General features: G+C 58.2%; 24 protein-coding genes. 10 read left to right on the top strand and 14 right to left on the bottom strand.

The genetic code is table 11. The annotated features are described in order from the left end of the window. The first annotated feature begins 3 nt into the window (after nucleotides 1-3). Nucleotides 4-1,434, top strand: a complete 1,431-nt coding sequence (locus FIV46_RS05515; RefSeq protein ID WP_181163068.1) for an NfeD family protein — start codon at nucleotides 4-6, stop codon at nucleotides 1,432-1,434. Beyond that, nucleotides 1,424-2,203 carry a slipin family protein gene (locus FIV46_RS05510; RefSeq protein WP_139939218.1) on the top strand — a complete coding sequence of 260 codons (780 nt, stop codon included), beginning with the start codon at nucleotides 1,424-1,426 and terminating at the stop codon, nucleotides 2,201-2,203. The genes FIV46_RS05515 and FIV46_RS05510 overlap by 11 nt, the downstream gene beginning before the upstream one ends. Before the next feature lie 3 nt (nucleotides 2,204-2,206). Here the strand turns inward: FIV46_RS05510 and metW are convergent, their stop codons facing one another. Continuing rightward, the gene (gene metW / locus FIV46_RS05505) at nucleotides 2,207-2,836 is read right to left on the bottom strand and encodes a methionine biosynthesis protein MetW (RefSeq protein ID WP_139939216.1); all 630 of its coding nucleotides are present in this window, start codon (nucleotides 2,834-2,836) and stop codon (nucleotides 2,207-2,209) included. Next, nucleotides 2,833-3,996, bottom strand: a complete 1,164-nt coding sequence (metX, locus tag FIV46_RS05500) for a homoserine O-acetyltransferase MetX (protein ID WP_139939214.1) — start codon at nucleotides 3,994-3,996, stop codon at nucleotides 2,833-2,835. The genes metW and metX overlap by 4 nt, the downstream gene beginning before the upstream one ends. 186 nt (nucleotides 3,997-4,182) lie before the next feature. Here metX and hisC point away from each other — a divergent pair, with 186 nt between their 5' ends. Further along, nucleotides 4,183-5,271 (top strand): histidinol-phosphate transaminase, encoded by a 1,089-nt coding sequence (hisC, locus tag FIV46_RS05495; RefSeq protein WP_139939212.1) that lies wholly within the window; start codon nucleotides 4,183-4,185, stop codon nucleotides 5,269-5,271. Between the two features lies 1 nt (nucleotide 5,272). Next, on the top strand, nucleotides 5,273-6,211 hold the full coding sequence (locus FIV46_RS05490; protein ID WP_139939210.1) for a prephenate/arogenate dehydrogenase family protein: 939 nt from the start codon (nucleotides 5,273-5,275) through the stop codon (nucleotides 6,209-6,211). Here FIV46_RS05490 and FIV46_RS05485 read toward each other — a convergent pair whose 3' ends face one another. The 5 genes from FIV46_RS05485 to ftsE form a co-directional block, all read right to left on the bottom strand. Further along, nucleotides 6,212-7,267, bottom strand: coding sequence for a DUF2125 domain-containing protein (locus FIV46_RS05485; protein ID WP_181163067.1), 1,056 nt, complete (start codon nucleotides 7,265-7,267; stop codon nucleotides 6,212-6,214). Between the two features lie 103 nt (nucleotides 7,268-7,370). Beyond that, the gene (locus FIV46_RS05480; protein ID WP_139939207.1) at nucleotides 7,371-8,021 is read right to left on the bottom strand and encodes a lysophospholipid acyltransferase family protein; all 651 of its coding nucleotides are present in this window, start codon (nucleotides 8,019-8,021) and stop codon (nucleotides 7,371-7,373) included. 129 nt (nucleotides 8,022-8,150) lie between these two features. Further along, entirely contained in the window at nucleotides 8,151-8,741 is a 591-nt protein-coding gene (locus FIV46_RS05475; protein WP_139939205.1) for a YdcF family protein, read from the bottom strand. Nucleotides 8,742-8,844: 103 nt separating this feature from the next. Further along, nucleotides 8,845-9,726 (bottom strand): cell division protein FtsX, encoded by an 882-nt coding sequence (locus tag FIV46_RS05470; protein WP_139939203.1) that lies wholly within the window; start codon nucleotides 9,724-9,726, stop codon nucleotides 8,845-8,847. 2 nt (nucleotides 9,727-9,728) lie between these two features. Further along, complete coding sequence (ftsE, locus tag FIV46_RS05465; protein WP_139939201.1) at nucleotides 9,729-10,463, bottom strand: cell division ATP-binding protein FtsE; 735 nt, start codon at nucleotides 10,461-10,463, stop codon at nucleotides 9,729-9,731. 182 nt (nucleotides 10,464-10,645) lie between these two features. Here ftsE and FIV46_RS05460 point away from each other — a divergent pair, with 182 nt between their 5' ends. Continuing rightward, nucleotides 10,646-11,473, top strand: a complete 828-nt coding sequence (locus FIV46_RS05460; RefSeq protein WP_139939199.1) for a zinc-ribbon domain-containing protein — start codon at nucleotides 10,646-10,648, stop codon at nucleotides 11,471-11,473. Between the two features lie 147 nt (nucleotides 11,474-11,620). Then, nucleotides 11,621-12,016, top strand: a complete 396-nt coding sequence (locus tag FIV46_RS05455) for a response regulator (protein ID WP_139939197.1) — start codon at nucleotides 11,621-11,623, stop codon at nucleotides 12,014-12,016. A gap of 14 nt (nucleotides 12,017-12,030) precedes the next feature. On the opposite strand, the gene FIV46_RS05450 is transcribed toward FIV46_RS05455, so the two are convergent. The 3 genes from FIV46_RS05450 to FIV46_RS18055 form a co-directional block, all read right to left on the bottom strand. Continuing rightward, nucleotides 12,031-13,983 carry a DUF4175 family protein gene (locus FIV46_RS05450; protein ID WP_139939195.1) on the bottom strand — a complete coding sequence of 651 codons (1,953 nt, stop codon included), beginning with the start codon at nucleotides 13,981-13,983 and terminating at the stop codon, nucleotides 12,031-12,033. Nucleotides 13,984-14,048: 65 nt separating this feature from the next. Next, the gene (gene lysA, locus FIV46_RS05445) at nucleotides 14,049-15,320 is read right to left on the bottom strand and encodes a diaminopimelate decarboxylase (protein WP_139939193.1); all 1,272 of its coding nucleotides are present in this window, start codon (nucleotides 15,318-15,320) and stop codon (nucleotides 14,049-14,051) included. 34 nt (nucleotides 15,321-15,354) lie between these two features. Then, entirely contained in the window at nucleotides 15,355-15,525 is a 171-nt protein-coding gene (locus FIV46_RS18055) for a lipoprotein (RefSeq protein ID WP_181163066.1), read from the bottom strand. A gap of 371 nt (nucleotides 15,526-15,896) precedes the next feature. On the opposite strand from FIV46_RS18055, the gene FIV46_RS05440 reads away from it, so the two are divergent. Continuing rightward, nucleotides 15,897-16,283 (top strand): VOC family protein, encoded by a 387-nt coding sequence (locus FIV46_RS05440; protein WP_139939191.1) that lies wholly within the window; start codon nucleotides 15,897-15,899, stop codon nucleotides 16,281-16,283. A 10-nt stretch (nucleotides 16,284-16,293) separates the two neighbouring features. Here FIV46_RS05440 and argH read toward each other — a convergent pair whose 3' ends face one another. After that, the gene (argH, locus tag FIV46_RS05435; protein ID WP_139939189.1) at nucleotides 16,294-17,697 is read right to left on the bottom strand and encodes an argininosuccinate lyase; all 1,404 of its coding nucleotides are present in this window, start codon (nucleotides 17,695-17,697) and stop codon (nucleotides 16,294-16,296) included. Nucleotides 17,698-17,853: 156 nt separating this feature from the next. Between argH and FIV46_RS05430 the strand changes: the two genes are divergently transcribed. Both FIV46_RS05430 and FIV46_RS05425 read left to right on the top strand, forming a co-directional pair. After that, on the top strand, nucleotides 17,854-18,306 hold the full coding sequence (locus tag FIV46_RS05430) for a TlpA family protein disulfide reductase (RefSeq protein WP_181163065.1): 453 nt from the start codon (nucleotides 17,854-17,856) through the stop codon (nucleotides 18,304-18,306). 103 nt (nucleotides 18,307-18,409) lie between these two features. Next, nucleotides 18,410-20,506, top strand: coding sequence for a TonB-dependent receptor (locus FIV46_RS05425; RefSeq protein WP_139939185.1), 2,097 nt, complete (start codon nucleotides 18,410-18,412; stop codon nucleotides 20,504-20,506). An 80-nt stretch (nucleotides 20,507-20,586) separates the two neighbouring features. On the opposite strand, the gene FIV46_RS05420 is transcribed toward FIV46_RS05425, so the two are convergent. The 3 genes from FIV46_RS05420 to FIV46_RS05410 all read right to left on the bottom strand — a co-directional run bounded on the left by FIV46_RS05420 (nucleotide 20,587) and on the right by FIV46_RS05410 (nucleotide 22,829). Further along, the gene (locus FIV46_RS05420; protein ID WP_139939184.1) at nucleotides 20,587-21,198 is read right to left on the bottom strand and encodes a PEP-CTERM sorting domain-containing protein; all 612 of its coding nucleotides are present in this window, start codon (nucleotides 21,196-21,198) and stop codon (nucleotides 20,587-20,589) included. A 322-nt stretch (nucleotides 21,199-21,520) separates the two neighbouring features. Further along, the gene (locus FIV46_RS05415; protein ID WP_139939182.1) at nucleotides 21,521-22,102 is read right to left on the bottom strand and encodes a PEP-CTERM sorting domain-containing protein; all 582 of its coding nucleotides are present in this window, start codon (nucleotides 22,100-22,102) and stop codon (nucleotides 21,521-21,523) included. Between the two features lie 280 nt (nucleotides 22,103-22,382). Beyond that, nucleotides 22,383-22,829: a universal stress protein gene (locus FIV46_RS05410; protein WP_139939180.1), complete on the bottom strand. Its 447-nt coding sequence runs from the start codon at nucleotides 22,827-22,829 to the stop codon at nucleotides 22,383-22,385. 337 nt (nucleotides 22,830-23,166) lie between these two features. On the opposite strand from FIV46_RS05410, the gene FIV46_RS05405 reads away from it, so the two are divergent. After that, nucleotides 23,167-23,925, top strand: coding sequence for a helix-turn-helix domain-containing protein (locus FIV46_RS05405; protein WP_139939178.1), 759 nt, complete (start codon nucleotides 23,167-23,169; stop codon nucleotides 23,923-23,925). The last annotated feature ends 9 nt before the right edge of the window (nucleotides 23,926-23,934 follow it).

Below are 23,934 nucleotides of genomic sequence, written 5' to 3'. Positions count from 1 at the left end.
GCGATGGAAACAAGATACCAGTTCCGCAGAATAGCTCACTTCTCCCTCACGAGGGGGCGGCAGCGTTGGCTGTCTGCTCTCCTGATCTCGCTGTTGCTTCTCCTCCTGAAGGCGCCGGTTCCCTTATATGCCGGCCAAGGGGACGTCACCCTTCTCGATATTAAAGGCCCGATTGGCCCGGCGGTCAGCGACTATGTGGTGCGGGGCATGGAACAGGCGGAACAGGAAGGCAACCCGCTGATCATCCTGCGCCTGGACACGCCGGGTGGGCTCGACAACTCCATGCGCGATATCATCAAAGCCATCATGACGTCGCCGGTTCCCGTCGCCTGCTTCGTTGCCCCCGGCGGTGGCCGGGCCGCCAGTGCCGGCACCTATATCCTCTATGCCTGTCATATTTCGGCCATGGCGCCGGGCACCAACCTGGGGGCTGCAACACCGGTGCAAATCGGCGGCCTGCCCACTCCCGCACAGCCAAAGGGTAGCGCCGGGGAGGGAGCCAAACCGGCTGCCGAGCATCCGGGCCTGGAAGACAAGGCGATCAATGACGCCGCCGCCTATATCCGCAGCCTGGCGGAAATGCGCGGACGAAATGCTGACTGGGCCGAGCGGGCGGTACGCGAAGCCGTCAGTCTGTCCGCCGCCAAAGCTCTGGAAATGGGCGTCATCGATATTCTGGCCACGGATATTCCGGATCTCCTGGCCCAGATGGACGGCCGCTCCGTCAAGCTCGGCACCGATATCGTTACCCTGAAAACAAGCGGACTGGCGGTCCGGGTGGCAGCGCCGGACTGGCGCACCGAACTTCTTTCCGTCATCACCAATCCGAATGTCGCCTATATCCTGTTGATGGTCGGCATCTACGGCCTGATCATCGAGTTCTGGAACCCCGGCACCATCCTGCCCGGTGTGACCGGTGCCATCAGCCTGCTGCTGGCGCTATACGCCCTTCAGCTTCTGCCGGTCAACTATGCCGGCCTGGCGTTGATATTGCTGGGCCTGGTCCTGTTGATTGCGGAAATGTTTGTTCCCGCCTTCGGGGTTCTGGGCCTTGGCGGCCTGATCGCCCTGGTCATCGGCTCGATCATCCTGATTGATACGGATGTCCCGGGCATGGCCATTTCAATTCCCATTATCGGCTCCATCGCGCTTGTGTCCGGCCTGCTGCTGCTCGGCATCATGTATATGGCCATCAAGGCCTGGCGACGTCCGGTCACGACCGGACCGGAAGCCCTGGTCGGGGCGCCGGGCGAAGTGATCGACTGGTCCGGGGGCACAGGACACATCAGAATCCGCGGGGAGGTCTGGAAAGCCCGCGGCCCGGAAAAGCTGCCCGGTCACAGCCGGGTAAAAGTGACCGATCTGGAGGGCCTGCGGCTTGTCGTCGAGCAGGTCCAGAACAGCGAACAAAAGGAGGCAGACCATGACATTTGAATTTTCAGTTCCCCTCTATGTGGCAATCTTTTTTGTTCTGGCGCTGCTGCTGTCGGCCATCCGCATTCTCCGGGAATATGAACGGGGAGTCGTTTTCCAGCTTGGCCGCTTCTGGAAAGTCAAAGGCCCCGGCCTGATCATCGTCATCCCCATCATCCAGCAGATGGTCCGGGTCGACCTCAGGACCACAGTCATGGATGTGCCGGAACAGGATGTGATCTCCAAGGACAATGTGTCCGTGCACGTCAATGCCGTGGTCTATTACCGGGTGATCGACTCCCAGCGGGCTATCATTGAAGTCGAGGATTTCCGATATGCCACCAGCCAGCTGGCCCAGACCACCCTGCGCTCGGTGCTCGGCCAGCATGACCTGGACGAGATGCTGGCCGAAAGGGACCGGCTCAACCAGGACATCCGCAATATCCTGGACGAACAGACCGACGCCTGGGGAATCAAAGTCTCCAACGTGGAGCTGAAACATGTGGACCTGGACCAGAGCATGATCCGCGCTATCGCCAAACAGGCGGAAACCGAGAGGATCCGGCGGGCCAAGATCATTTCCGCCGAAGGGGAGCGCCAGGCGGCCGACGAACTGCTCAACGCCGGGCAAATCCTGGCCGGGCGGCCGGAAGCCATGCAGTTACGCTACCTGACCGCCCTGCAGGATATCGCCTCCGACAAGAGTTCCACCCTGGTGTTCCCGGTTCCCGTCGACTTCCTGAAAGGCCTGACCGGTCAGAGTGACAAGGGTAAAGACCAAGCCGGTTAAGGTCTAGCCGCGGCTGATGACGAACAGGCCCTGGGTGGCAAAAATATTGGAGAACCACAGGCTGTCGAACGACATGCGATGACCGCTGCTGTTGATGGCCATCTGCTGTTCAATGCGGATATTCTTTTCCTGACACAGCTGGACAAAGTCGCGGATGGTGCAGAAATGAATGTTGGGCGTGGAATACCAGGGATAATCCAGGTTCCTGGTGACCGGCATGGTGCCCTTGAAAAACAGGCCGCCACGCACCCGCCAGTAACCGAAATTGGGGAAGGAGACGATGGCCTTGCGCCCGACCCTGAGCAGCTGGTCCAGCATCAGGTCCGGCCGGTTCATGGCCTGCAGGGTGTGGCTCAGGATCACCACATCAAAGCTGTCATCCGGGTAATGGACGATGTCCGTCTCCGCATCGCCCTGGATCACGCTCAACCCCTTGGCAATGCTTTTGTTGACCCCTTCCGGGCTGATCTCGATGCCGCGGCCGTCGACCTTCTTCTGGTGCACCAGATAATCCAGCAGCACCCCGTCGCCGCAGCCCACATCCAGCACGCTGGAGCCTTCCCCGATCATGTCGGCAATCAGCAGCAGGTCGACGCGGATATCCTTGGGACCATATTCGGCAGCTCGGTTCATGACAGCCCTCCGCCTTTTTGTTCCGCCTGCGAAACAAGGAAGCCGCGGATGATATCATCCAGTTCCGGGCACTCGAGCAGGAAGCTGTCATGGCCCTTGTCCATGTCGATATCGGCAAAGCTGACCCGGGCGCCGACACCATTCAGGGCGCGGACGATTTCCCGGCTCTCCTCGGTGGTGTACAGCCAGTCCGAATTGAACGACAGGATGCAGAAGCGGGATTTGGTGCCACGGAATGCCTCGGCCAGCACGCCGTTATGGTCCGCCGACAGATCGTAATAATCCATGGCGCGGGTGATATAGAGGTAGCTGTTGGCGTCAAAGCGGTCGACAAAGGAAATGCCCTGGTGACGCAGGTAGCTCTCGATCTGGAAGTCGGCATCGAAACCAAAGGTCAGCGCCTCCCGGTCCTGCAGGTTGCGGCCGAACCGGTTGGTCAGCCCGCTTTCCGACATATAGGTGATATGGGCCGCCATGCGGGCCACGGCCAGACCGGCGTGGGGACTGTCCTTTTCGTCATAATAACGCCCGCCCTTCCAGTTGGGGTCGGCCATGATGGCCTGGCGCCCCACCTCGTGGAAGGCAATATTCTGGGCCGAATGGCGCCAGCAGGTGGCGATCGCGACCACACTGCGCACCCGGTCCGGGTACAGCGACGCCCACTGCAGGGCCTGCATACCGCCCATGGAGCCGCCGACCACGGCAAAAATCTCGTCAATACCAAGATGGTCCAGCAGCAGGGCCTGGGTTTTGACCATGTCGCGAATGGTGATGACCGGAAAATCGAGCCCGTAAGGTTTGCCGGTGGCCGGGTTGATCTCGGCCGGGCCGGTGGTGCCGCAGCAGGAACCCAGCACATTGGCGCAGATCACATAGAAACGGTCGGTATCGATCGGGCAACCGGGGCCGACCATATTCTGCCACCAGCCCGGTTTGCCGGTGATGGGATTGACGCCGCGCACATAATGATCGCCGGTCAGGGCATGGCAGATCAGCACCACATTGGACTTGTCCTCATTCAGGGTGCCCCAGCTTTTATAGGCCACATGAATGGGACCGAGCGCGGCACCAGAATCAAGACGCAGCGGCTTGTCCACGCCAAGGACCGCCACCTCGGCAATGCCGTCATCCTGAATTTCCTGTATCTCTGTGCCTGTCATAATCTGCCTTCTGTTGTCAGTCTGTCTTAACCCAGAGCCCATATAAGTCAATAAATTCTTTGTTTTAGGCGCAGTTTCACCGAATATCATCTTGCAGTTCCGGGCCGTTGCAGATAGAACAAATCCACCGGTACAGCCTGTGCCGTACCGATGAGTGCCAATATTTCTGACAAAGCAGGTAGCAAGATGAGCGGACTGGTCCCACGGCCGTGGATTGAAAGCCTTGAAGTATATGAAGGCGGCAAATCCAAGACAGATGGCGTGGCAAAAGCGATAAAACTATCCTCCAATGAATCAGCCCTGGGGCCGAGCCCCAAGGCCATGGAAGCCTATGCGGCCGCGGTTCATACCCTGCATCGCTATCCCGACGCCAGCTATGCGACCCTGAAACAGACCATCGCCGACAAATACGGCCTGGAGGCGAAACGGATCGTCTGCGGCATCGGCTCTGACGAAATCCTCAAGCTGGCCTGCCGCGCCTATGTGGCGCCGGGCGACGAGGTGATCTACAGCCGCTACGGCTTCATGATGTACCCCATCGCCGCCAAATCCGTCGGCGGCGTGCCGGTGGAATCGGAGGACAAGGACTATACCGCCGATGTGGACAAGATCCTGGCCAGCGTGAGCGACAAGACCCGGCTGGTGTTCCTGGCCAATCCCAACAATCCGACCGGCACCTATATCTCCGTTCCGGAAGTGGAACGTTTACATCGGGGGCTGCCGGACAATGTATTGCTGGTGCTGGATGCGGCCTATGCGGAATTTGTCGCCGCCCAGGATTACGAAGCCGGCATTGCGCTGGCGTCGTCAGCTTCCAATGTGCTGATGACCCGCACCTTCTCCAAGCTTTACGGCTTGGCGGCACTGCGGCTCGGCTGGGGCTATGCTTCGGCGGACGTGGCCGCCAACCTGGACCGGCTGCGCGACCCGTTCAATGTGCCGACCCCGACCGAGCTGGCCGGCACTGCCGCGCTCACCGATATCGCCTTCGAGGAACAGGCCGTGGCGCACAACAGCCACTGGCTCGGCTGGCTCACTGCGGAAATTGGCGCCCTCGGCCTGCAGGTGGTGCCGAGCGTGACCAATTTTATCCTGATCCGGTTCCCGGGCGGGGAAAAAAGCGCCGAAGCCGCCAATGAATTTTTACTGAAAAAGGGCTATATTCTGAGATGGCTGCCGGGCCAGGGGCTTGGCAACTGCCTGAGACTGACCGTCGGCCTGGAAGAGGACAACCGGGCGGTTGTCGCCCTGCTCAAGGAATTTATGGACGCCTGACATGACCCTGTTTAAACAAGCCACCATCATCGGTTTAGGCCTGATCGGATCGTCCGTCGCCCGGGCGCTGCGGGAAAACGGCGTCTGCGAAATCATCGTTGCCTGTGACGCCAGCCCGGAGTGCCTCGACAAGGTGGCGGAACTGAAACTGGCGGACAAGACAGAAGCCGACCTGCAAAAGGCGGTCGACGGGTCAGACCTGGTGATCCTGGCGACGCCGGTCGGCACCTACGGCGACATCGGCCAGGCCATCGGCCAGGCCCTGGACTTTGGCGCCACCGTCACCGATGTGGGCTCGGTCAAGGGCTGTGTGCTCAAGGCCCTGAGCGGGGTGCTGCCCGAACATGTTCACCTGATCCCGGGCCACCCGGTCGCCGGGACCGAACAGTCCGGACCCGAGGCCGGATTCGCCAGCCTGTTTGCCGGGCGCTGGGCGATCCTGACGCCGCCGCAAGACGCCGATCCGGAGGCCGTGGAAAAACTGAAGAAAATGTGGGAAGCCTTTGGCAGCAAAGTGGAGATCATGACGCCGGAGCATCACGACCTGGTGCTGGCCATCACCTCCCATATACCCCACCTGATCGCCTATAACATCGTCGGCACCGCCCATGACCTTGAAGGGGTGACGGATTCGGAAGTGATCAAATTCTCCGCTGGTGGTTTCCGCGATTTCACCCGTATTGCCGCCTCAGATCCCACCATGTGGCGGGATGTGTTCCTGAACAACAAGGAGGCGGTGCTGGAGATGCTGGGCCGCTTCACCGAGGACCTGACCGCGCTGCAGCGGGCCATACGCTGGGGCGACGGCGACGCGCTGTTCAACCTGTTCAGCCACACCCGCGAGGTGCGCAGGCAGATCATCGAAGCCGGTCAGGACGAGGAAGCCCCGGATTTCGGTCGTCCCCACGAAATCCCGCCCGAGAAACAGGCAAAAGACTGATTATTCCGCCGCCAGCGGGGCCAGTTCATAGACCGGGATCGGCCCGAGGAAAAGCAGGCCGTTCTGCAGGCTGATCGCCAGGGACAGCATTTTTCCCTTGTCCCCCTCGTTTTCACCCATGTTTTTCAGTTCCTCGAGGATCATGGAGCCGGGCTCTTCCTGGAAGCCGGAGTGGCCGGACAAGACCGCTACGATATGGTCCAGCCCCCGAATCTGGGAAGAGAAGGCGCCGAGCGGCTTCAGGTCCTGATCCAGGGTCAGTTCCCCGTCCATGGCAAATTCCATCTTGCCGGAACGGACTTCCAGCGTACGGACAGCCAGGGTGCCGCCCTCGTCCCGCCATCTGGACAGACCCTCCCGGTCATAGCGGGGAAATTCGGACGCATGCAGAACGGTGTGGAGGCGGATGAGATCTGCCTTTTTGCCAAAAATCCCCACCGGTATCTCATGGGCCACCACATCCTCGGCAGAAAGGAATACTTCCAGCAGGGCCGGCAGCTCCATGGCCTGCCGGCCGTCAGTCACCTCCAGGGCGCGTCGCACATGCAGCTGCAGGTTACGGGCTTCTGACGGCGGCACCTTGTCCCCCAGACTGCTGTAGGCCCAGGACAGGCGCTCCGACGTCAGCGATAACCGCTCGGGCTGGCGACTGTCCCGGTCCAGGACCAGCGAGGCTTTCAGGCCGTCCACCGCCATGGTCATATCCGGCGACTGCATCGGCCCGAGGACGACGTCGCCATAAGCGCTGCTCAGCACCGCGTGGTTCAGCTTCCAGGGGAACGCGACAATGGCCACTTCCGGAAAGATCAGATTCGCTTCACCGCGCCGGGTCAGCTCCGGCGCCAGTTCAACTTTCAATTCCGACAGCTTGACAACGATCTTGTAAGGGAAACCCTCTACGGCCAGGTCGCCGTAAAAGGCGTGAACGCCCCGGCTTTCCTGGGCGGCGATCCAGATTCTCGCTTTCTCTTCAACTTTTCCGGCAATATAGAACCAAAAGGCCGTATAGCCCCCGACCACAAGCAATACTGTAACAACCAGAGCCTTAAAGCGCATTCGTTCCGTCCTGTAATCCCACCCTCTTGGTTCGGGCATAGCATATATGGCCGGCCCTCAAAAGAAATAAAATATCCGTTTCCCTGCCGGTGAGGGGGAACCGTCAGGTAACATTTTCCCTTCCGGAGGGGTCGGGCAGAAGGCGCTGGCTGGCACTCTCTATCTGCTGCTCCAGCAGGGGCAGGAACTCCGTCTTGCCCATTCCGGGCGCAATCGGCTCAAGAAATTCTATCACGATGGTCCCCCCCGGCCGGACCTTTCCTGACTTGGGCCAGTATAGTCCTGAATTTACCGCAACCGGCACCACCGGCTTGTCCAGATGCCGGTAAAGGCCGGAAATTCCCGGCTGATAAGGGTGGTGTTCGCCCGGCAGGGTGCGAGTCCCTTCCGGAAAAATAATCACCGGCCGGCCGGCCGCCAGGGCCTTGCCGGAGGCCTTCATCATCTTGCGCAGCGAACTGGCGCCGGCGCTCCGGTCAATGGGAATCATCCCGGACTTGCGGCAGAAGACCCCATAGATCGGAATACGCAACAGTTCGGCCTTCATGACGATGGCCGGATCTTTAAACAGGGAATGAATGATAAAGGTATCAAAGGCGGATTGATGCTTCATGGCCACAATAGAGGGCTCAGCGGGCAGGTTTTTCCGGCCCCGCACCTCCAGCCGGATACCGCCGATAACCCTCGTCAGGAACACCACGCTGTGCGACCACAGGGTCTGCCCCTTGACCAGATACTTGCGAGGCAGCAGCATTGTTGGCAGGAACAGGATACAAAAGACCGTGCTCCATGTGTAAAAAACCAGTTTAAATAATCCCGACCGCACCCTGCTCCCCCGGCTTCCATCCGTTTACCACAGCTTCTCATCCCCCTTCGAGGCAAGTTAACCGGGCTGTTCCTCCAATGATTTTTCCGACGTCAATTTATCAGTCAGAACCGCTCTGACAAGACTGAAAACATATTTATTATATTCCCGCGCCAGGGAATAGAACCTGGTATTTTCCGGCCGCCAGTTTCCGACCGGGTGACCAATGATTTCCGTTTCCGGCATAAAGCGTTTCATTTCCACCAGGGCCCGGGGCATATGCTCCAGGGAGGTGACCAGACGGAGCGACGTGTAATGGTTCCGGGTCATCCACAGCGCCGTCTCGCGGGCGTTGCCTTCGGTGTTCAGTGCTTCCCGGCCGATTTCAATACAGCAGTCTGCAAGCTCTTCTCCGCTGTCCAGATAGTCATAAAGCTCCTGCTCGGTGACGACTTCATTGACCCCCGAGATGAACAGTTTCTCACCCATGTGGTTTTTGAGAAGTTTTGCCGCCTCTTCCAGACGATTGCGGCCGCCGGTCAGCACCACGATAGCATCGGCTTTCCGGGCAGACAGGTCCTGTTCCGCCGACAGCCCGTGCAGGAACCAGCCGAAGCCGCCCAGCCAGATCAGAAAAAGGCTTATTGCTATATAATAAAATAACTTCATGCCTGATCGCTGAAATTAACGTCAGCAAACTCCTTCTACATTCTTACCGGACTGCCGGGAGGTCCTCCAATACTTCCCCCCCATTGATCACATTGTCCGGGGATCACATTGTCCTGGCCAGTTCCTTGATCACGGTAATACGCGCTGTCACCATTGAAATCAGACCGGACAGCAGGGGCAGCAGCAGGAGCAGCAACATTTCCAGATAGGGAACGTCCGGCGCCTCCACCAGACCCTGGGCCAGATTCTGGACCAGTTTGGCCATGGCAAAGATTGTCAGCAGCGCCAGGACAAGCCCGACCACGCCGCCCTTGATCCCGTGCCGCATAAATCTTTTCTGATAGGCCTGGGCAACCAGGCTGTCCTCCGCTCCCATCAAGTGCATGATTTTGATGGTTTCCTTATGTTCCGCCAAGCCGGCCTTGGTGCCGAAAATTACAATGGCCACAGTCGCCAGGATCACCAGCAGAAAAATCCCGAGCGCCACATATTCCACCATCCGGGTCAGCCGGACAAAATGTCCGAGCCACTTCTGGTGATCGTCAATATGAATCTTGTCCGACAGCTGGTGAAGACGACTGGAAAGCGCCTTCAGGTTCAGCGCCAGCCGGCTGTCGATCTGCACATCCATCATCGCCGGTACCGGCAGGTCGCCGGTGATATTGCCTTCGCCGAGCCAGGGCTCAAGCAGGTCGGCAATCTCCTGATCGCTCAGGCGCCGGACTGTCATGACCCCCGGTGTTTTTTCCAGTATCTCCCGGGTCGTCGTGACCATCTGCTCGCGTTCTGCGGCATCCTCGACGCTGATCTGGATGGTCAGGCGATTGGACAGGCTTTCGGTCCAGCCGCCAAATCCCTTGTGAACCAGAATGCCGCCGGTCAGCGACAGGGCGCTGAGATACACCATAACCGCCATCACCCAGGGCAGGAGCCGGGTTGCCTCGTGATCCTTCTCATCGGGCAGGAACCTGAAACTATGTGCCATGATTAATTTTCCCCAACCGGACTAAGCGGCGTCTCCCCGGCCCTGACCATCTGCAGATGACCGTCATGCAGATGCATCCGGTCGGCGCCGATCTTGCGCACCAGCGACATGTCGTGGGTGGCGATGACCGTTGTTGTGCCCAGCTTGTTCAGTTCCACAAAAAGATACATCAGCCGTTCCGCCATTTCCGGGTCCACATTGCCGGTGGGCTCGTCCGCGAGCAGCAAATCCGGCCGGTTGATCACCGCCCGGGCAATGGCGACCCGCTGTTTTTCCCCTCCGGACAGGGTGGACGGCCGGGCCGCCATCCGGTCCTTAAGACCAACCCAGGCCAGAAGCTCTTCCACATGCTCGTCAATTTCCTTGCCCTTCCCGCCGGCAATCCGTAACGGAAGTGCAACGTTTTCCACCGCCGTCAGATGGTCGAGCAGGCGGAAATCCTGGAACACCACGCCGATCCGCCGCCGCAACCTGGGCAGCCCCTTGCGTTCGGTGGCGCTGACATCCTGGTTGAACATGCTGATCGTCCCGCGGGACGGCCGGTGGGCCAGATACATGAGTCTCAGGAGAGAAGTCTTGCCGGCGCCGCTCGGGCCGGTCAGAAAATGAAGCGAACCCGGTTCCAGGTCAAAGGAAATATCCTTCAGAACCTCCGAGCCCATCCCATATCGCATACCTACATTTTCGAAACGGATCACTTCCTGGCCTTTTCGTCTTTGTAACTTTTGACAGAGCATATCCGGCCGACGCGTCCCAACGCAAGTTTCAAAGGGACAGATCGGCCAATTCTTTTTCCATCTTCGTCCAAATGATGTCAAAATCATGCCCGATTGTCAGGACTCTTGCATAGGGGGAATCGGCAGACTATAAGTATGGTTACGATGTATTCTATAAAAAGGCTTATAATACAGGCACCTGCATGATACTGACCTGCCCTGAATGCCAAGCCAAATATGTGGTGGATCCCAAGGCCCTGCTTCCTGCAGGCCGCAGGGTACGTTGTGCCAAATGCCGCCACACCTGGCATGAAGACCCGCCGGCAGCGGATATCCCGGTGGTCGAAGAGGCCGAGGAAAAGGTCAGTATAGCAGAGGAAACGCCTCAGCCGGAGCCGGAGCCGGAAGCCGAAACGGTCTCGCAACCTCAGGTCCAGGTCGAAGAAGAGGCGTCAGGGGCCGATTTCGACCTGTCCATCCGCCAGCGCAAGAAAAGGCCACGGCCAATTCCCAAGGGCTCCAACCTGCCGGCCCTGCAGAACCATAACCACAGCTCGAGCAAATGGGGCTGGATTTCACTCTGCATTTTCGTCACCGCCGTGATCAGTTCCCTGCTGATTTTCCACGGCCCGGTCAGCGAATTCTGGCCGCCTTCGGCCAAACTGTACGAAGCGATCGGCCTCGATAATTCCCACGGCCCGGACCGGACTGCCGAGAAAAAACAGGAAGAACCGAAAATCCCGATCTCCGAACGGCTGGAGATCCAGAACCTGATCCCCTCCAAGGAAGTGCGCAACGGCACCCCCTATCTGGTGGTGCGCGGAGAAGTTCATAACATCAGCGAAACGAAACAGGAGGTGCCGACCCTCCAAGTCGCCCTTCAGGACGCGCGCGGCGTGACCATCAGGAACTGGACCTTCATGACTTCGCCGGGGATCCTGTCTGCCGATGAAGTGGTCGAATTTGAAACTTCCCTGCCCAATCCGCCGGCCGATGCCCGCGACCTTCGCGTCAGTTTTACTGAAGGATAAAGCGCGTTTTTCCCCGGCTGGATTCGCCTTCGATGCCCGAATTATGCTATATTTGCCTGTTAAAACCTTTATTTGCGTAAAGCAAATATAAAGGATTTTCCGCTATCAGGGGATAGATAAACCCTTTTATGGTTAATGAGCGACACTATGGCACATATCCTGATTGCAGAAGATGAAGAAGCGGTCAGCTCCTTTGTGAGCCGGGCACTGCAGCTGCGTGGCCATACCACAACTGTGGCGGCCGACGGCGGCGCTGCTGCCGATGCGCTCAGCAAGGATCATTATGATTTGCTGCTGACAGACATTGTCATGCCGGTCATGGACGGCATTTCCCTGGCGCTCAAAGCTTCTGCCGCCTATCCCGACATGCCGATCCTGATGATGACCGGCTTCGCCCATGAAAAACAACGGGCCCACAATCTGGAAGCCCTGATTCACGATGTGATCAGCAAACCTTTCTCTCTGGATGAAATCTGCGAGGCGGTCGATCATGTCCTGGGCCAGGATCCGCAGCGGCCCGGTAAATCGGCGATCGGCGCCTGAGGGCGGCTGCTACCCTAACTGCCGCTTTCCTTTTCTTCCAGCGCCCGCATCAGCGTGCCGTGGGACAATTCCTCGCCCAGCCGGTGTTTCAGGTTATTGAGCAGCACCAGGATCTGCGACTGATATTGTGCTGCGGTCTCCATCTGCCCGGCTTCCAGGCTGGCCAGCACATCACGGATCAGGCGATGGACCTCCTCGACATCATCACGTGAATCAATGCCGCTGCCGATCAGAGCCGAGGACAGCTGGTCCAGGGAGTCCCCGATCCGGCTCTGGGTTTGGCTCCATTCCTGCCACTCCCGGCGCACCCGGGCTTCATAGTGGCCGGTCTTGTCGGTGGTGACAATTTCCGCTTTCAGGCCGCCCTTGTAGCTGTTGGCCAGCAGGCGCTTCTGGATGGTAATCAGGTTGTCCATGATCTGCTGTCCCTGGGTCGCCGCCACAAACCGGCTGTAGCCGCCGATGGTGAGAAACGACACATCCTGGTTGACCAGGGCCGTGCGCAGATAGTCCATCAACCGCTCCGCCTTATCGTGATGCCGCTTGTCGGCATAATAAAGCACCCGGCCATAGAGTTTATGCAGGACGCGGTGATCAAGGATTTCATCACTGGACAGCAGGGTCTTTTTCTGCTTGCCGGCCAACTGGGCAAACAAATCATCGAGAAGGCCCAGTTCCTGCCTCACCCGCTCGGCCGGTTTCCCCTGCAGCAAAAGCAGGCGGATGTCGTCCAGCTTTTCCACCAGCGCAAGTTCAAGCTGGCCATGGGCGCCGGACTCCGCCAGATTGGCCAGATCCCACAGGATCCGGCGGGCTTCCTCCGGGTCTCCGGGATCAGACGGGCTGACCAGGCGCCAGTAAGCGGATCTGAGGGCCAGGTGATAGACCGGAGAATCGCTGTCTTCCCCGGGCAGCAGGCTCAGGGCCATCAGCTGCCGGGCCACGGACTGGCGGTTCTCCGGGTGTTGTAACAGTTCCTCGCGCAGGCTGGCGAATTTTCCGGCCATGGCGTCGGCGAACTGCCGGCGCGGGATGTGAACCCCGGAAATATCCTTCTGACTTGCCTGCCCCGCCTGATCTTCGGCAATCAGGGACAGGGTGGCCGGCCCACCGGCTGCGTTGGACATGGACAAGTCCACATAGAATTGACCGTCGTAGGTGCGCAATTCCTCCAGCGGCAGATCCTTCTCGTAGGGCTCTGCTTCCGGACGATCAGGCTGGGTGACGCGGATCCGGACCCGGCTCAGGCCATAATCGTCAGCCACATTCAATGTGAAAGAGGCCAGCCCCAGGGACGTCAGTTCTTCCGCCATGTCAAACTGCTGGATTTCCGGCGCCTGGTCCTGCAACAAAATGATCGGCCAGCTGCCCAGTTTTTCGCTGCCGCGCCGGACCTGCCAGTTGGTGGCCTGCTCAATCACCAATTCGCCTTCATAAACGCCGGGACTAGTTTCCTCGAGACGCACTTCCCTGCGTCCGGCCTTCAGCACGGCCGGCCAGGGACTGTTTTCCAGCCGCACCTTTAGCCGGCTACCGGACGGAATAGGGTTAAGGTCCGCCCCGACGGACCGGCCGCCGTCAGCAATGAATTCATGGTCCAGCACCGGGGCCCCGGTATAGGCTGGCGGGATCACCCGGGCCTGCACCCGCGCAACCGGATAGTCAAACAGGGCCGCCGGGTGGATGGCCAGGGTCCAGCGCCGGTCCAGGTCGTCACCGGCGACAAGCGCCAGCAGCCCCACCAAAAGCGCGCACAGGCCAAAATTCCGCATCATCGGGAACAGGGAGGGCGCGCGCCGGCTTTTGAGGGACAGGGAAAAGGCACTGACAGCGAGACCGATTGTCAGCCCGCAAACAGCAAGATGGACGAGAGGCGGCAAATAACCCCAGACATCCAGCAAAGACAATCCAATATATAACAGAAGGACGGCGCCGCTCTGCAGCAGGGCGCGGGTCAAAGACGTCAAGCCGGTCCGGCCGGACCCCGGGATACCTGTATTTTCTTTAATCGCAACTCTCCGGTCAGTTTCCCCTATTGTGCCAGCCAGTCGGGAAGCTGATCAAGTCCAATCAGTTGCTCGTAAGACTGACGGGGCCGGATAACCGCGAATTTCCCATCTTTTACAAGAACTTCAGGGACCAGAAGTCGCGTATTGTATGTGGACGACATGACCGCGCCATAGGCACCCGCCGAGCGAATCGCCAGCAAATCCCCGCTTCCCAGCGGCGGGATCGGGCGAGCGCGGGCAAATGTGTCACCGGTTTCACAGACCGGGCCCACCACATCACACGGTTCCGGCATCTCATCGGTTTCGAGCACCGGCACAATTTCATGATAGGCATCATACATGCTGGGTCTTACCAGATCGTTCATGGCCGCATCGATAATCAGGAATTTCCGCTCTTCGCCTTCTTTCACATAAATGACCCGGCTGACCAGGATGCCCGCATTGCCGACCAGCAGCCGTCCCGGCTCAATAATGATCCGGCATCCCAGATGCCCGACCACCTCCTTGACCATGGCCGCATAGGCGTCCGGGGACGGCGGTTCGGGATCGGTCGGGTCATAGGGAATGCCGAGGCCGCCGCCCAGATCCAGGCGGGAAATTTCATGACCGTCGGCGCGGAGCTGTTCAATCAGGCCGGCGACCCGCTCGAAGGCTTCGCGGAAGGGTTCCAGCTGAGTAAGCTGGGAGCCGATGTGAACATCCAGCCCGACCACCCGAATGCCCGGCAGGCGCGCCGCCTCGGCATAGATGTCGCGGGCATGCACCCAGGGCACGCCGAATTTATTTTCCGACTTGCCGGTGGAAATCTTGGCATGGGTTTTGGCGTCCACATCGGGATTGATCCGGAAAGCGATGGCCGCCTCTTGTCCCATTTCGCTCGCCACCTGGCTCAGCTGGTGCAGCTCGGGCACGGATTCCACATTGAACTGATAGATGCCGCTTTCCAGGGCGAAGGCCATTTCCCGGGCCGTCTTGGCGACGCCGGAATAGACGATTTTTTCCGCCGGAACCCCGGCTTTGAGCGCCCGGCGCAATTCGCCTTCAGAGACCACATCGGCGCCGCTGCCCCGGGCTGCCAGGGTACCGATCACCGCTTGGTTGGTGTTGGCCTTGACCGCATAGCACAGCAACAGGTCGAGGCCCTGTTTGGCAAAAGCTTCCGTGAAAACCTGGTAATGCCGCTCCAGGGTGGCGCTGGAATAACAGTAAAAGGGCGTTCCGACGGCGTCCGCGATTTCCCGGAGGGGTACCTCCTCCGCATACATCTCACCATTCCGGTAACCGAAATGATCCATAGTCTTATCCTTATCCTGGCGTGGGCTTTGTTACTTAGTCACCGGAATTTTGAGTGCCGGTCTCCTGCGCGCCCTTGTAGCCCGGCGGCGGCTCCAGCGGACTTTTCTTGCCGCACCCCTGCAGCAGGCACAAACCGCAAACCATCACAGCCATTGCCAGAAGGCGGCCCGGAAGACGAATTTTCTGTTCAGCACTCAATATCATGGTGTTCTCCTGATGCCTGTCTAGCATCAGCAAACAAATTATTCCATGATAATTATACGCCGATAGAGGGATTGGCGGGACCTGGCGTTCCGGTCAGATGCCGGGAACAAGCGGTACACTGCAGGAGGCCAGAACAAACGCCGCCAGAATCACAAGGTAATATTTCATTTTTCACGTCCTTTTTTTCCGCCCCGCACACCCGGCGCCAAGTTTGGCCTTGAAGGTCTTTCGCTCTTCTTAACAGACACGGCAAACTTGAATCAAATGCCTTTTCACATTTTATTGACCGGCTATGCGGCCTTGCCTCTTGCCGGACGGCCGGAAGCAGCGTAGGCTCCTTGCTGTCTTAGCCACAGAAGGAGGAAAATATAATGATCGGATATGTAACCATTGGCACAAATGATCTTCAGAAAGCGGCCGGATTTTATGACCAGCTGCTGGGCCTGCTCAACGCCGGGCGCGGTTTTGAAACCGACCGGGGCATTTCCTGGGCCACCGGGCCGGGCAGCCCGATGATCATCGTCATGAAGCCCTTTGACGGCAATCCGGCCACCGTCGGCAACGGCATGATGGTGGCCCTGGCCGCCAATTCAGAAGAGGAAGTAGACAGTTTCTACGCCAAAGCCATTGAGCTGGGCGGCACGGACGAAGGTGAACCGGGTGAACGTATCCCCGGCTTTTACGGCGCTTATTTCCGGGACCTGGACGGCAACAAGCTGTGCATTTTCACCATGGACCCGAGCAAGATGGAGCTCTAAGCCCCGCGGCTTAGCTTTTCAGCCGCTCGCGCGCAGCCTTTACCTGCTCCCGCACCCGTGCGGGGGCAGTCCCGCCGTAACTGGTGCGGCTGGCCACGGAATTTTCCACCGACAGCACGGAAAAGACGTCGTCAGTAATCCGTCCTTCCACCGCCTGCATTTCTTCCAGCGTCAGGCCATCCAGGTCACAGCCTTTTTGTTCCGCCTTCGCAACGAGCGTTCCCGTCACATGATGGGCGTCGCGGAACGGCATGCCCAGAACCCGGACCAGCCAGTCGGCCAGGTCGGTGGCGGTGATAAAGCCGCTCTGGGTTGAGGCCAGCATCTTGTCGGCCTTCACTTCCATATCGTCGACCATGCCGGCCATGGCGGCGATGATCAGGCTGAAGGCGTTGGCGGCGTCGAAGGTGGCTTCCTTGTCTTCCTGCATATCCTTGGAATAGGCCAGCGGCAGCCCCTTCATCACGATCAACAGGCTGTTCAGTGCACCGATAATGCGTCCCGCCTTGGCCCGGCACAGTTCGGCCGCGTCGGGATTTTTCTTCTGCGGCATGATTGAGGACCCGGTGGTGAATTTGTGGCTCAGGTTGATGTAATCGAACTGGGCCGAAGACCAGATCACGATCTCCTCCGCCAGCCGCGACACATGGGTGGCGCAGATGCTGGCCGCGGCCAGAAACTCGAGCGCGAAGTCACGGTCGGATACACTGTCGAGGCTGTTGGCGGTCGGCCGGTCAAAGCCCAGTTCCGTTGCGGTCATGAAACGATCTGTGTCGAAGGAGGTGCCGGCCAGCGCCGCCGCCCCGAGCGGGGATTCATTGAGCCGGGTGCGGGCATCCTGCAGGCGTCCCCGGTCGCGGGCAAACATTTCGAAATAGGCCAGCAGGTGATGACCGAAGGTGACCGGCTGGGCGCTCTGCAAATGGGTGAAGCCGGGCAGGATCACCTCCGCATATTTGTCGGCCTTGTCCACCAGGACGGTCTGCAGGCCGCCTAAAGCCTCGTCCATCTGGTCGATGGCGTCGCGGGTCCAGAGTTTGAAATCGGTCGCCACCTGGTCATTGCGGGAGCGGGCGGTGTGCAGCCGGCCGGCGGGTTCACCGATGATTTCCTTGAGCCGGGATTCCACATGCATGTGGATGTCTTCCAGCGCCGGGTCCCAGGTCATCTTGCCCGCCTCGATCTCGTCTTTCACCTGATCGAGCCCCCCCAGGATGGCGTCCCCGTCGTCCCTTGAAATAATGCCCCGGGCCACCAACATCTTGCAGTGTGCCTTTGACCCCTGGATGTCCTGGGCGTATAACTGTTTGTCGAAACCGATGGAGGCATTGATTTTCTCCATGATTTCGGCGGGGCCGGCCGCAAAACGACCACCCCACAGGGCATTGGCGGATTTTTTATCATTATCGGTCATGGTTCAATCCTGCAGAAAAAGGTAACAGGCAGATTCATGAAAAGAACACTTCCAGCTCTTGTTGCACTCATCGCACTGGCACTTGTGGCACTATTTTTCCTAAAGGACGGGGATACGCCAAAAGCGGGCCCGCTGCAAGCCCTGGCGGTGGGAAAAATGGCAAAATTCACGGCCAAAGCGGACCCGTCCCCCCTGTCTGACCTGCCCTTCACCGGTCCCGACGGCAAGGACATCACGCTTGGCGCCTTTGACGGAAAGGTGATCCTGCTCAACGTCTGGGCCACCTGGTGCGCCCCCTGCCGCCATGAAATGCCGGACCTGGAAGCCCTGAACCAGGACATGCAAAGCGATGATTTCCAGGTAGTGATCCTGTCCATGGACCGGGGCGGCCGCGAAGCCTCCCTGAAATTCCTCGATGAAATCGGCGTGACCTCGCTCAGGCCCTATCTTGACCCGACCGGCAAATTCAGCCGCTCCATCGGCGTGCTGGGCCTGCCCGTCACCCTGCTGATCAACAGGGACGGGCAGGAACTGGGACGGCTGGTAGGACCGGCGGAATGGAACTCTGCCGACGCCAAAGCGCTGATCAAAAAGGCGCTCAAGCCCTGACACCCGAAAAGTCAAAAAGTTGAGATCAGCGCTTGACATAAATGATACTATATAACATACAGGCTTATGGACGATATATTATAACATTTTCAAGGTATCTATTATGTCTATGCTTTCTTCAAGCCGATTGATTTGTCTTTTGTTTGCCGTCTCGGCAACACCGGCGTTTGCCGATCCCGCCTCCACTGATACGGACCAGGCCCATCACCATGGTCACGAAATGGAGGAAATCTTCTCCACCGCCAGCCCCCATGCCAAAAGCCAGATGGACGTGCTGCAGGGATCGAGCCTGGTAACAGAGGAACAGCTGGATAAAATGATGGCCGCCACCATCGGCGAAACCCTGTCCGGGGTGCCCGGCGTCCATTCCACCTTTTTCGGTCCCGGCGCCAGCCGTCCGGTGATCCGCGGCTTGGGCGGTGACCGGATCCGCATGCTGACCAACGGCATCGGCACCATTGACGCCGCCAACACCAGCCCGGACCATGCGGTGGCCGGTGATCCGCTGACCGCCCGCCGGGTCGAGGTCCTCAAAGGCGCCAGCACCCTGATCTACGGCAACAACGCCATCGGCGGTGTGGTCAACATCATTGACGACCGCATCCCGACCGTGGTCCCGGACGACGGCCTGGACGGCCGCAGCCGCCTGAGCTATGGCACCGTGGCCGATGATTTTTCCGCCGGCGGCGCCCTCACCTTCGGCCTGTCCGAGCAGCTTGCCGGCCATGTGAACGGCTATTACCGGGATGCCGGCGACTATGACATCCCCGGATCCGCCGAAAGCGAGGCCCTGCACGAAGCGGAAGGTCATGACGAACATGAAGAAGAGGAAGCCGCCGAGGGTACGGTGGAAAACTCAAGCCTTGAAAACAAGGGCGGCGCATTTGGCCTGAGCTGGATCGGCGATGACGCCATGCTCGGGGCCTCCGTCAGCTATTCCAAAAGTAATTACGGCGTCCCCGCCGGCCATGTCCACGAAGAGGAAGAAGAAGGTGACGGGGAAGGCGACCACGAGCATGAGGAAGAAGGCCCCGTCCGGATCGACCTGGAACAGGTCCGCTTTGACCTCAAGGGGGAGAGCGATGTGGACTTCGCCATCTTCCAGCAGGCCAAACTTCGGTTCGGCTATGGCGATTACGAACACAAGGAACTGGAAGGTGGCGAGACCGGCACCGTCTTCAAAAACAAGGGCTGGGAAGGCCGGCTGGAGCTGATCCAGAAAGAACAGGGAAACTGGCACGGCTCCATGGGGATTCATCTCCGGAGCCGGGATTTCCAGGCCATCGGTGACGAGGCCTTCGTACCGCCGACCGACACCTTCCAGTGGGGCGTCTTTGCCGTGGAGGAACTGGAGCTTGATCCGGTCACCATCGACATGGGGGCCCGCTTCGATCATCAGAAGACGGACAATAACGGCCTAGGGATTTCACGGGCATTCGATACCGTCAGCCTGTCTGCCGGGGCCGCCTACCATCTTGCGGAAGATAGTCTCATCGGCATCAATGTGAGCCGGGCGGAACGGGCGCCGACCGCGGAAGAACTGTTCTCCAACGGCCCCCATATTGCCACCGGCGCCTTTGAGGTAGGCGACAGCAGCCTGACTACGGAAAAAGGAACCACGGCGGAAATTTCCTTCAAACATCAGGATGATCGTCTTAGCGCCACCCTGAACCTTTACCACACCTGGTACAATGACTTCATCTATGAGGTGGAAACCGGTGAAGAGGAAGACGGACTCGAGGTGTTCCAGTTCCGGCAGCAGGATGCCACCTTCTGGGGTTTTGAAGCGGAAGCGTCCTACGTGATCTGGAAACAGGATGACAAATCCATCACTTTTGATGCCATGGCCGACTATGTGCGGGCCAAGCTGGATGACGACCTGGGCGACCTGCCCCGCATCCCGCCGTTCCGCTTCGGCTTTGGCGCCGACTATGCCAGCGACTATATCGACGCCCGGGCGGAAGTGCGCTTTGTCAGCGAGCAGGACAAGATCAGCGAACATGAACTGCCGACCGAGGGCTATACGGAAGTAAACCTGGAAGCGTCCTGGAAGCCCATGGGGGAAGAGGAAGACCTGGCCCTGACCCTGCAGGTCCAGAACCTGACCAATGAAGAACGGCGCCTGCACACCAGCTTCCTCAAGGATGTGCTGCCGCTGCCGGGCCGCAATTTCCGCTTCAGCGTCAATTACGGCTTCTGAGCTTTTTCAGAACTCACCATAAAAAAGGGCCGCCTCAGCAGGGCGGCCCGTTCTTTTTTACTGTTCTACAGAATTGCTGTCTATCCGCGACGGCGGCGGGCCAGGCCGAAACCGGCAAGCCCCAGACCCAGCAGGCCGAGCATGGCCGGTTCGGAAACTGTCCCAACAGCAAATTCAGGAACCTCCTGGAACTGTATCTGATCAGTGAAATCGATGAAGTCCATAATCAATTCAAATCCAGCGTCATTTGTCGTTCCTCCGTTCCCCACAGCATTCACACTGGCAGTATAGAAGGACTCGTCGCTGATGAGGACCATAATCTCGCCGGTATCGTCATACAGGGCTTCCGTCGCCACAATATAGAATTGAACCAATGTTGAAACCGCAGCATCAAACGTGCCGGAAATATTATAGGCGGAGGCCGAAGCGTCACTGATGGTTGTCGAACCGATTTCAAAAGAAAAACCGAGCACATCATCACTGTCAAAGGAGCCGTTGGGCACGACAACAGCATCCACAAGCTCAATCTCGCCGGAATAGCCGGTTTCGTCGGGCACACCCACATCGCCACAGCCGGTCTGGCATATGCCGGAAATACTCACGACGGCAGCCTGGGACGTGAAAACGGCGCCGACTGTCATCAGAGCAGACAGAACAGGCACCTTTAGCAACATAGAAAGTTTTTCATACATATAGAGAACCCCCAATTCTAAAGATCAATTTTCTTTGACATTCCTGCCCTAATTTACAAGCAAACATTGTGCCAATGGCAAGGAACAAAAATATACATATATAAAACAGCACCTTATATAACAAAAGGATAACTGAAAAGGCAAATAACCATCACAGGTTGTAAAGAAAACCGACACCCTGGAAGCAGAATTTTACAGGTGGCCTACATTGATTTGCCGCAATAACGGCGATTTGCTGCAATAACGGCCTCGCCATAAAAAAGGGCCGCCTCAGCAGGGCGGCCCAAAAGTTTGGCATTTTCAGAATAAATATAGTGAAACCTTATCCGTGACGGCGGCGGGCCAGGCCGAAGCCGACAAGACCCAGACCCAGCAGGCCGAGCATGGCCGGCTCGGAAGCTTCCACAGCCACAGTGATTTCAGGCTCGCTCAGGTCAATACCAATAGCTGAACCGCTCAGGCAGGCCTCAGTATCACACCAGCCATCCACCTGGGCCCGGTAAATGGACTGCTCGCTGATCAGCACCATGATCTCGCCGGTATCGTCGAAGAGCGCCTCCGTTGCCACGATGTAAAATTCAACCAGCGTGGATACGGTGTCGTCAAATGTACCGGAGATGTTGTAGGCCACGGCAGAAGCATCATCAATCAGCATGCTGCCAAGTTCCAGGGAGAAGCCGAGGACATCACCATTGTCAAATGAGCCGTTGGGCACGACAACAGAATCAACCAGTTCCAGTTCACCGGAGTAGGCGGTACCGTCGGCAACCCCCACATCGTCGCATCCTGCCTGACAGGTGCCCGAAATGCTGACAATTGCCGCCTGGGACGCCGCAGCGCCACCCAGAGCCATCAGCGCGGCCAGGCCTGCGGCCTTGATCATATTGTTAAAGATATTTACCATAACTAACCTCTTATATTACAGGTTACATAATATTTCTTCACTTGCCCTCTTACCTCGCAAATAACGTGCCAATTTTGTAAAATCGCTATTTTTTCGTTATTAAACAAAAAGTTAATAAATTTTAACTTATCGGGGCATTTTTCCTGAACCATGCAACTGTAAAGAAAGCCGACATAATTCCGCAACAAACCGCCAAACTGTCCCAATCTGGGAACAAAAAGGCCGCTTAGATCCTAAGCGGCCGTTTTCATTGGATTTTTCTTGCCGGCACAGTCCGGAACTAGGGCACCACCGTCACCGGCACCTTGGCCTTCTGCAGCACGCCATAGGCCACGCTGCCCAAACCGATCTTGGCCAGCAGTCCCTTGCCCTTGTGGCCCAGGAACACCTGTTCCACATTTTCTTCCTCGGCCAGCGAGGTAATCACATCGGCCGCATGGCCGACCTGAACGAAGCTTTTGATTTCCACGCCTTCCCGCGCCAGTCGTTTCTTGGCCGGCGCGATGATTTCCTCTTCGGCGGTTTCCAGCTGTTCCATTTGCTGGGAATGGCGCACCGCCAGTTCCTCCACGCTCATGACCTCGAACTCGGACCAGTCCACCACATAAACCAGGTAGAGAATGCCACCGCCCCGGGTAGCCAGCTTGCCGGCCGCCAGTTCCGCCGCCCGCTCACTCAGCTCGCCGCCGTCATATCCCACCAGAAATTTTACTTTATCGCCTGTCATCTGCTTTTCTCGCCTCTCTGTGTGATTCTGAGTTGAACACCCGTAAGGTGCATCCTATTCGCCCGGCCTCATTGAAGCATTGATTCGCATCAATTGCAATAATCCTGTGAATTGACCAGACATGGTCAAGGTTCGCCATCCCGTTGACGCAAAACCCCTTTTACCCAAATCCTGCATACCCTGTGGACATATCTGCGCCGGTCCAGATACGGAACCGCCTTATTTGTAACTACACAGTATTTTTTCGGGTTCTTGTTGCCATAACAGGCCATTCGATATATGAATTATTACATATTCAGGGTCAGAAAATTATCAGGGTTTCAACATGGACAATCCCATGAAAACATCCCCTACCGGGGAAATCAGGTCCAAATTGCGGGTTATTACCTCCGAGCACTGCAACCACAAGTCCGCCTGTGAAAAATGCAGTGTCCGCCACATTGCCATGTGCAATGTTCTCGATGAAGAAGAAATAAACCTGCTGGATGATATTTCCACTGACTTCAACAGGGACACCAAGCAGATCCTCTGCGCCGAGGGAGACCCGGCCGATTATCTGTTCAACCTGCAGGAAGGCACCGTCAGACTGTCCAAGATGCTGCCCGACGGGCGGCGGCAGATCACCGGCTTCCTGTTCCCGGGCGACTTTTTCGGCCTGGCCTGCAAGGATGTCTATACCTATACCGCCGAAGCCATTACCCCGGTCAAGACCTGCCGCTTCAAGCGCGGGAAAATCACCGAAAAATTCCGCGAACTGCCGAAGCTGGGCGAACGGGTCTTTGACATGACCACCACCGAGCTGCAGTCCGCCCACGACCAGATGCTGCTGCTGGGGCGCAAATCGGCCAGTGAAAAGCTATGCAGCTTCCTGCTGTATATGGCGGAGAAAACAAAGCTTCTCGGCACCTATCCGGTCAACCAGGCCTATCTGCCCATGAGCCGCGCCGATGTCGCGGATTTTCTCGGCCTGACGGTAGAGACGGTCAGCCGCCAGTTTACCAAGCTGGCCCAGGCCGGCCTGATCAGACTGGAAGGCGCCCATCACGTCATTCTTACCGACCCGGAAGCACTGCACGACATCGCTGAAGGGGAATAACGTCCTTCA

Source organism: Emcibacter nanhaiensis (assembly GCF_006385175.1).
Taxonomy (GTDB): Bacteria; Pseudomonadota; Alphaproteobacteria; order Sphingomonadales; family Emcibacteraceae; genus Emcibacter; species Emcibacter nanhaiensis.
Note: the sequence above shows the minus strand (reverse complement) of the source record. Positions and strands in the feature narration are given on the sequence as shown.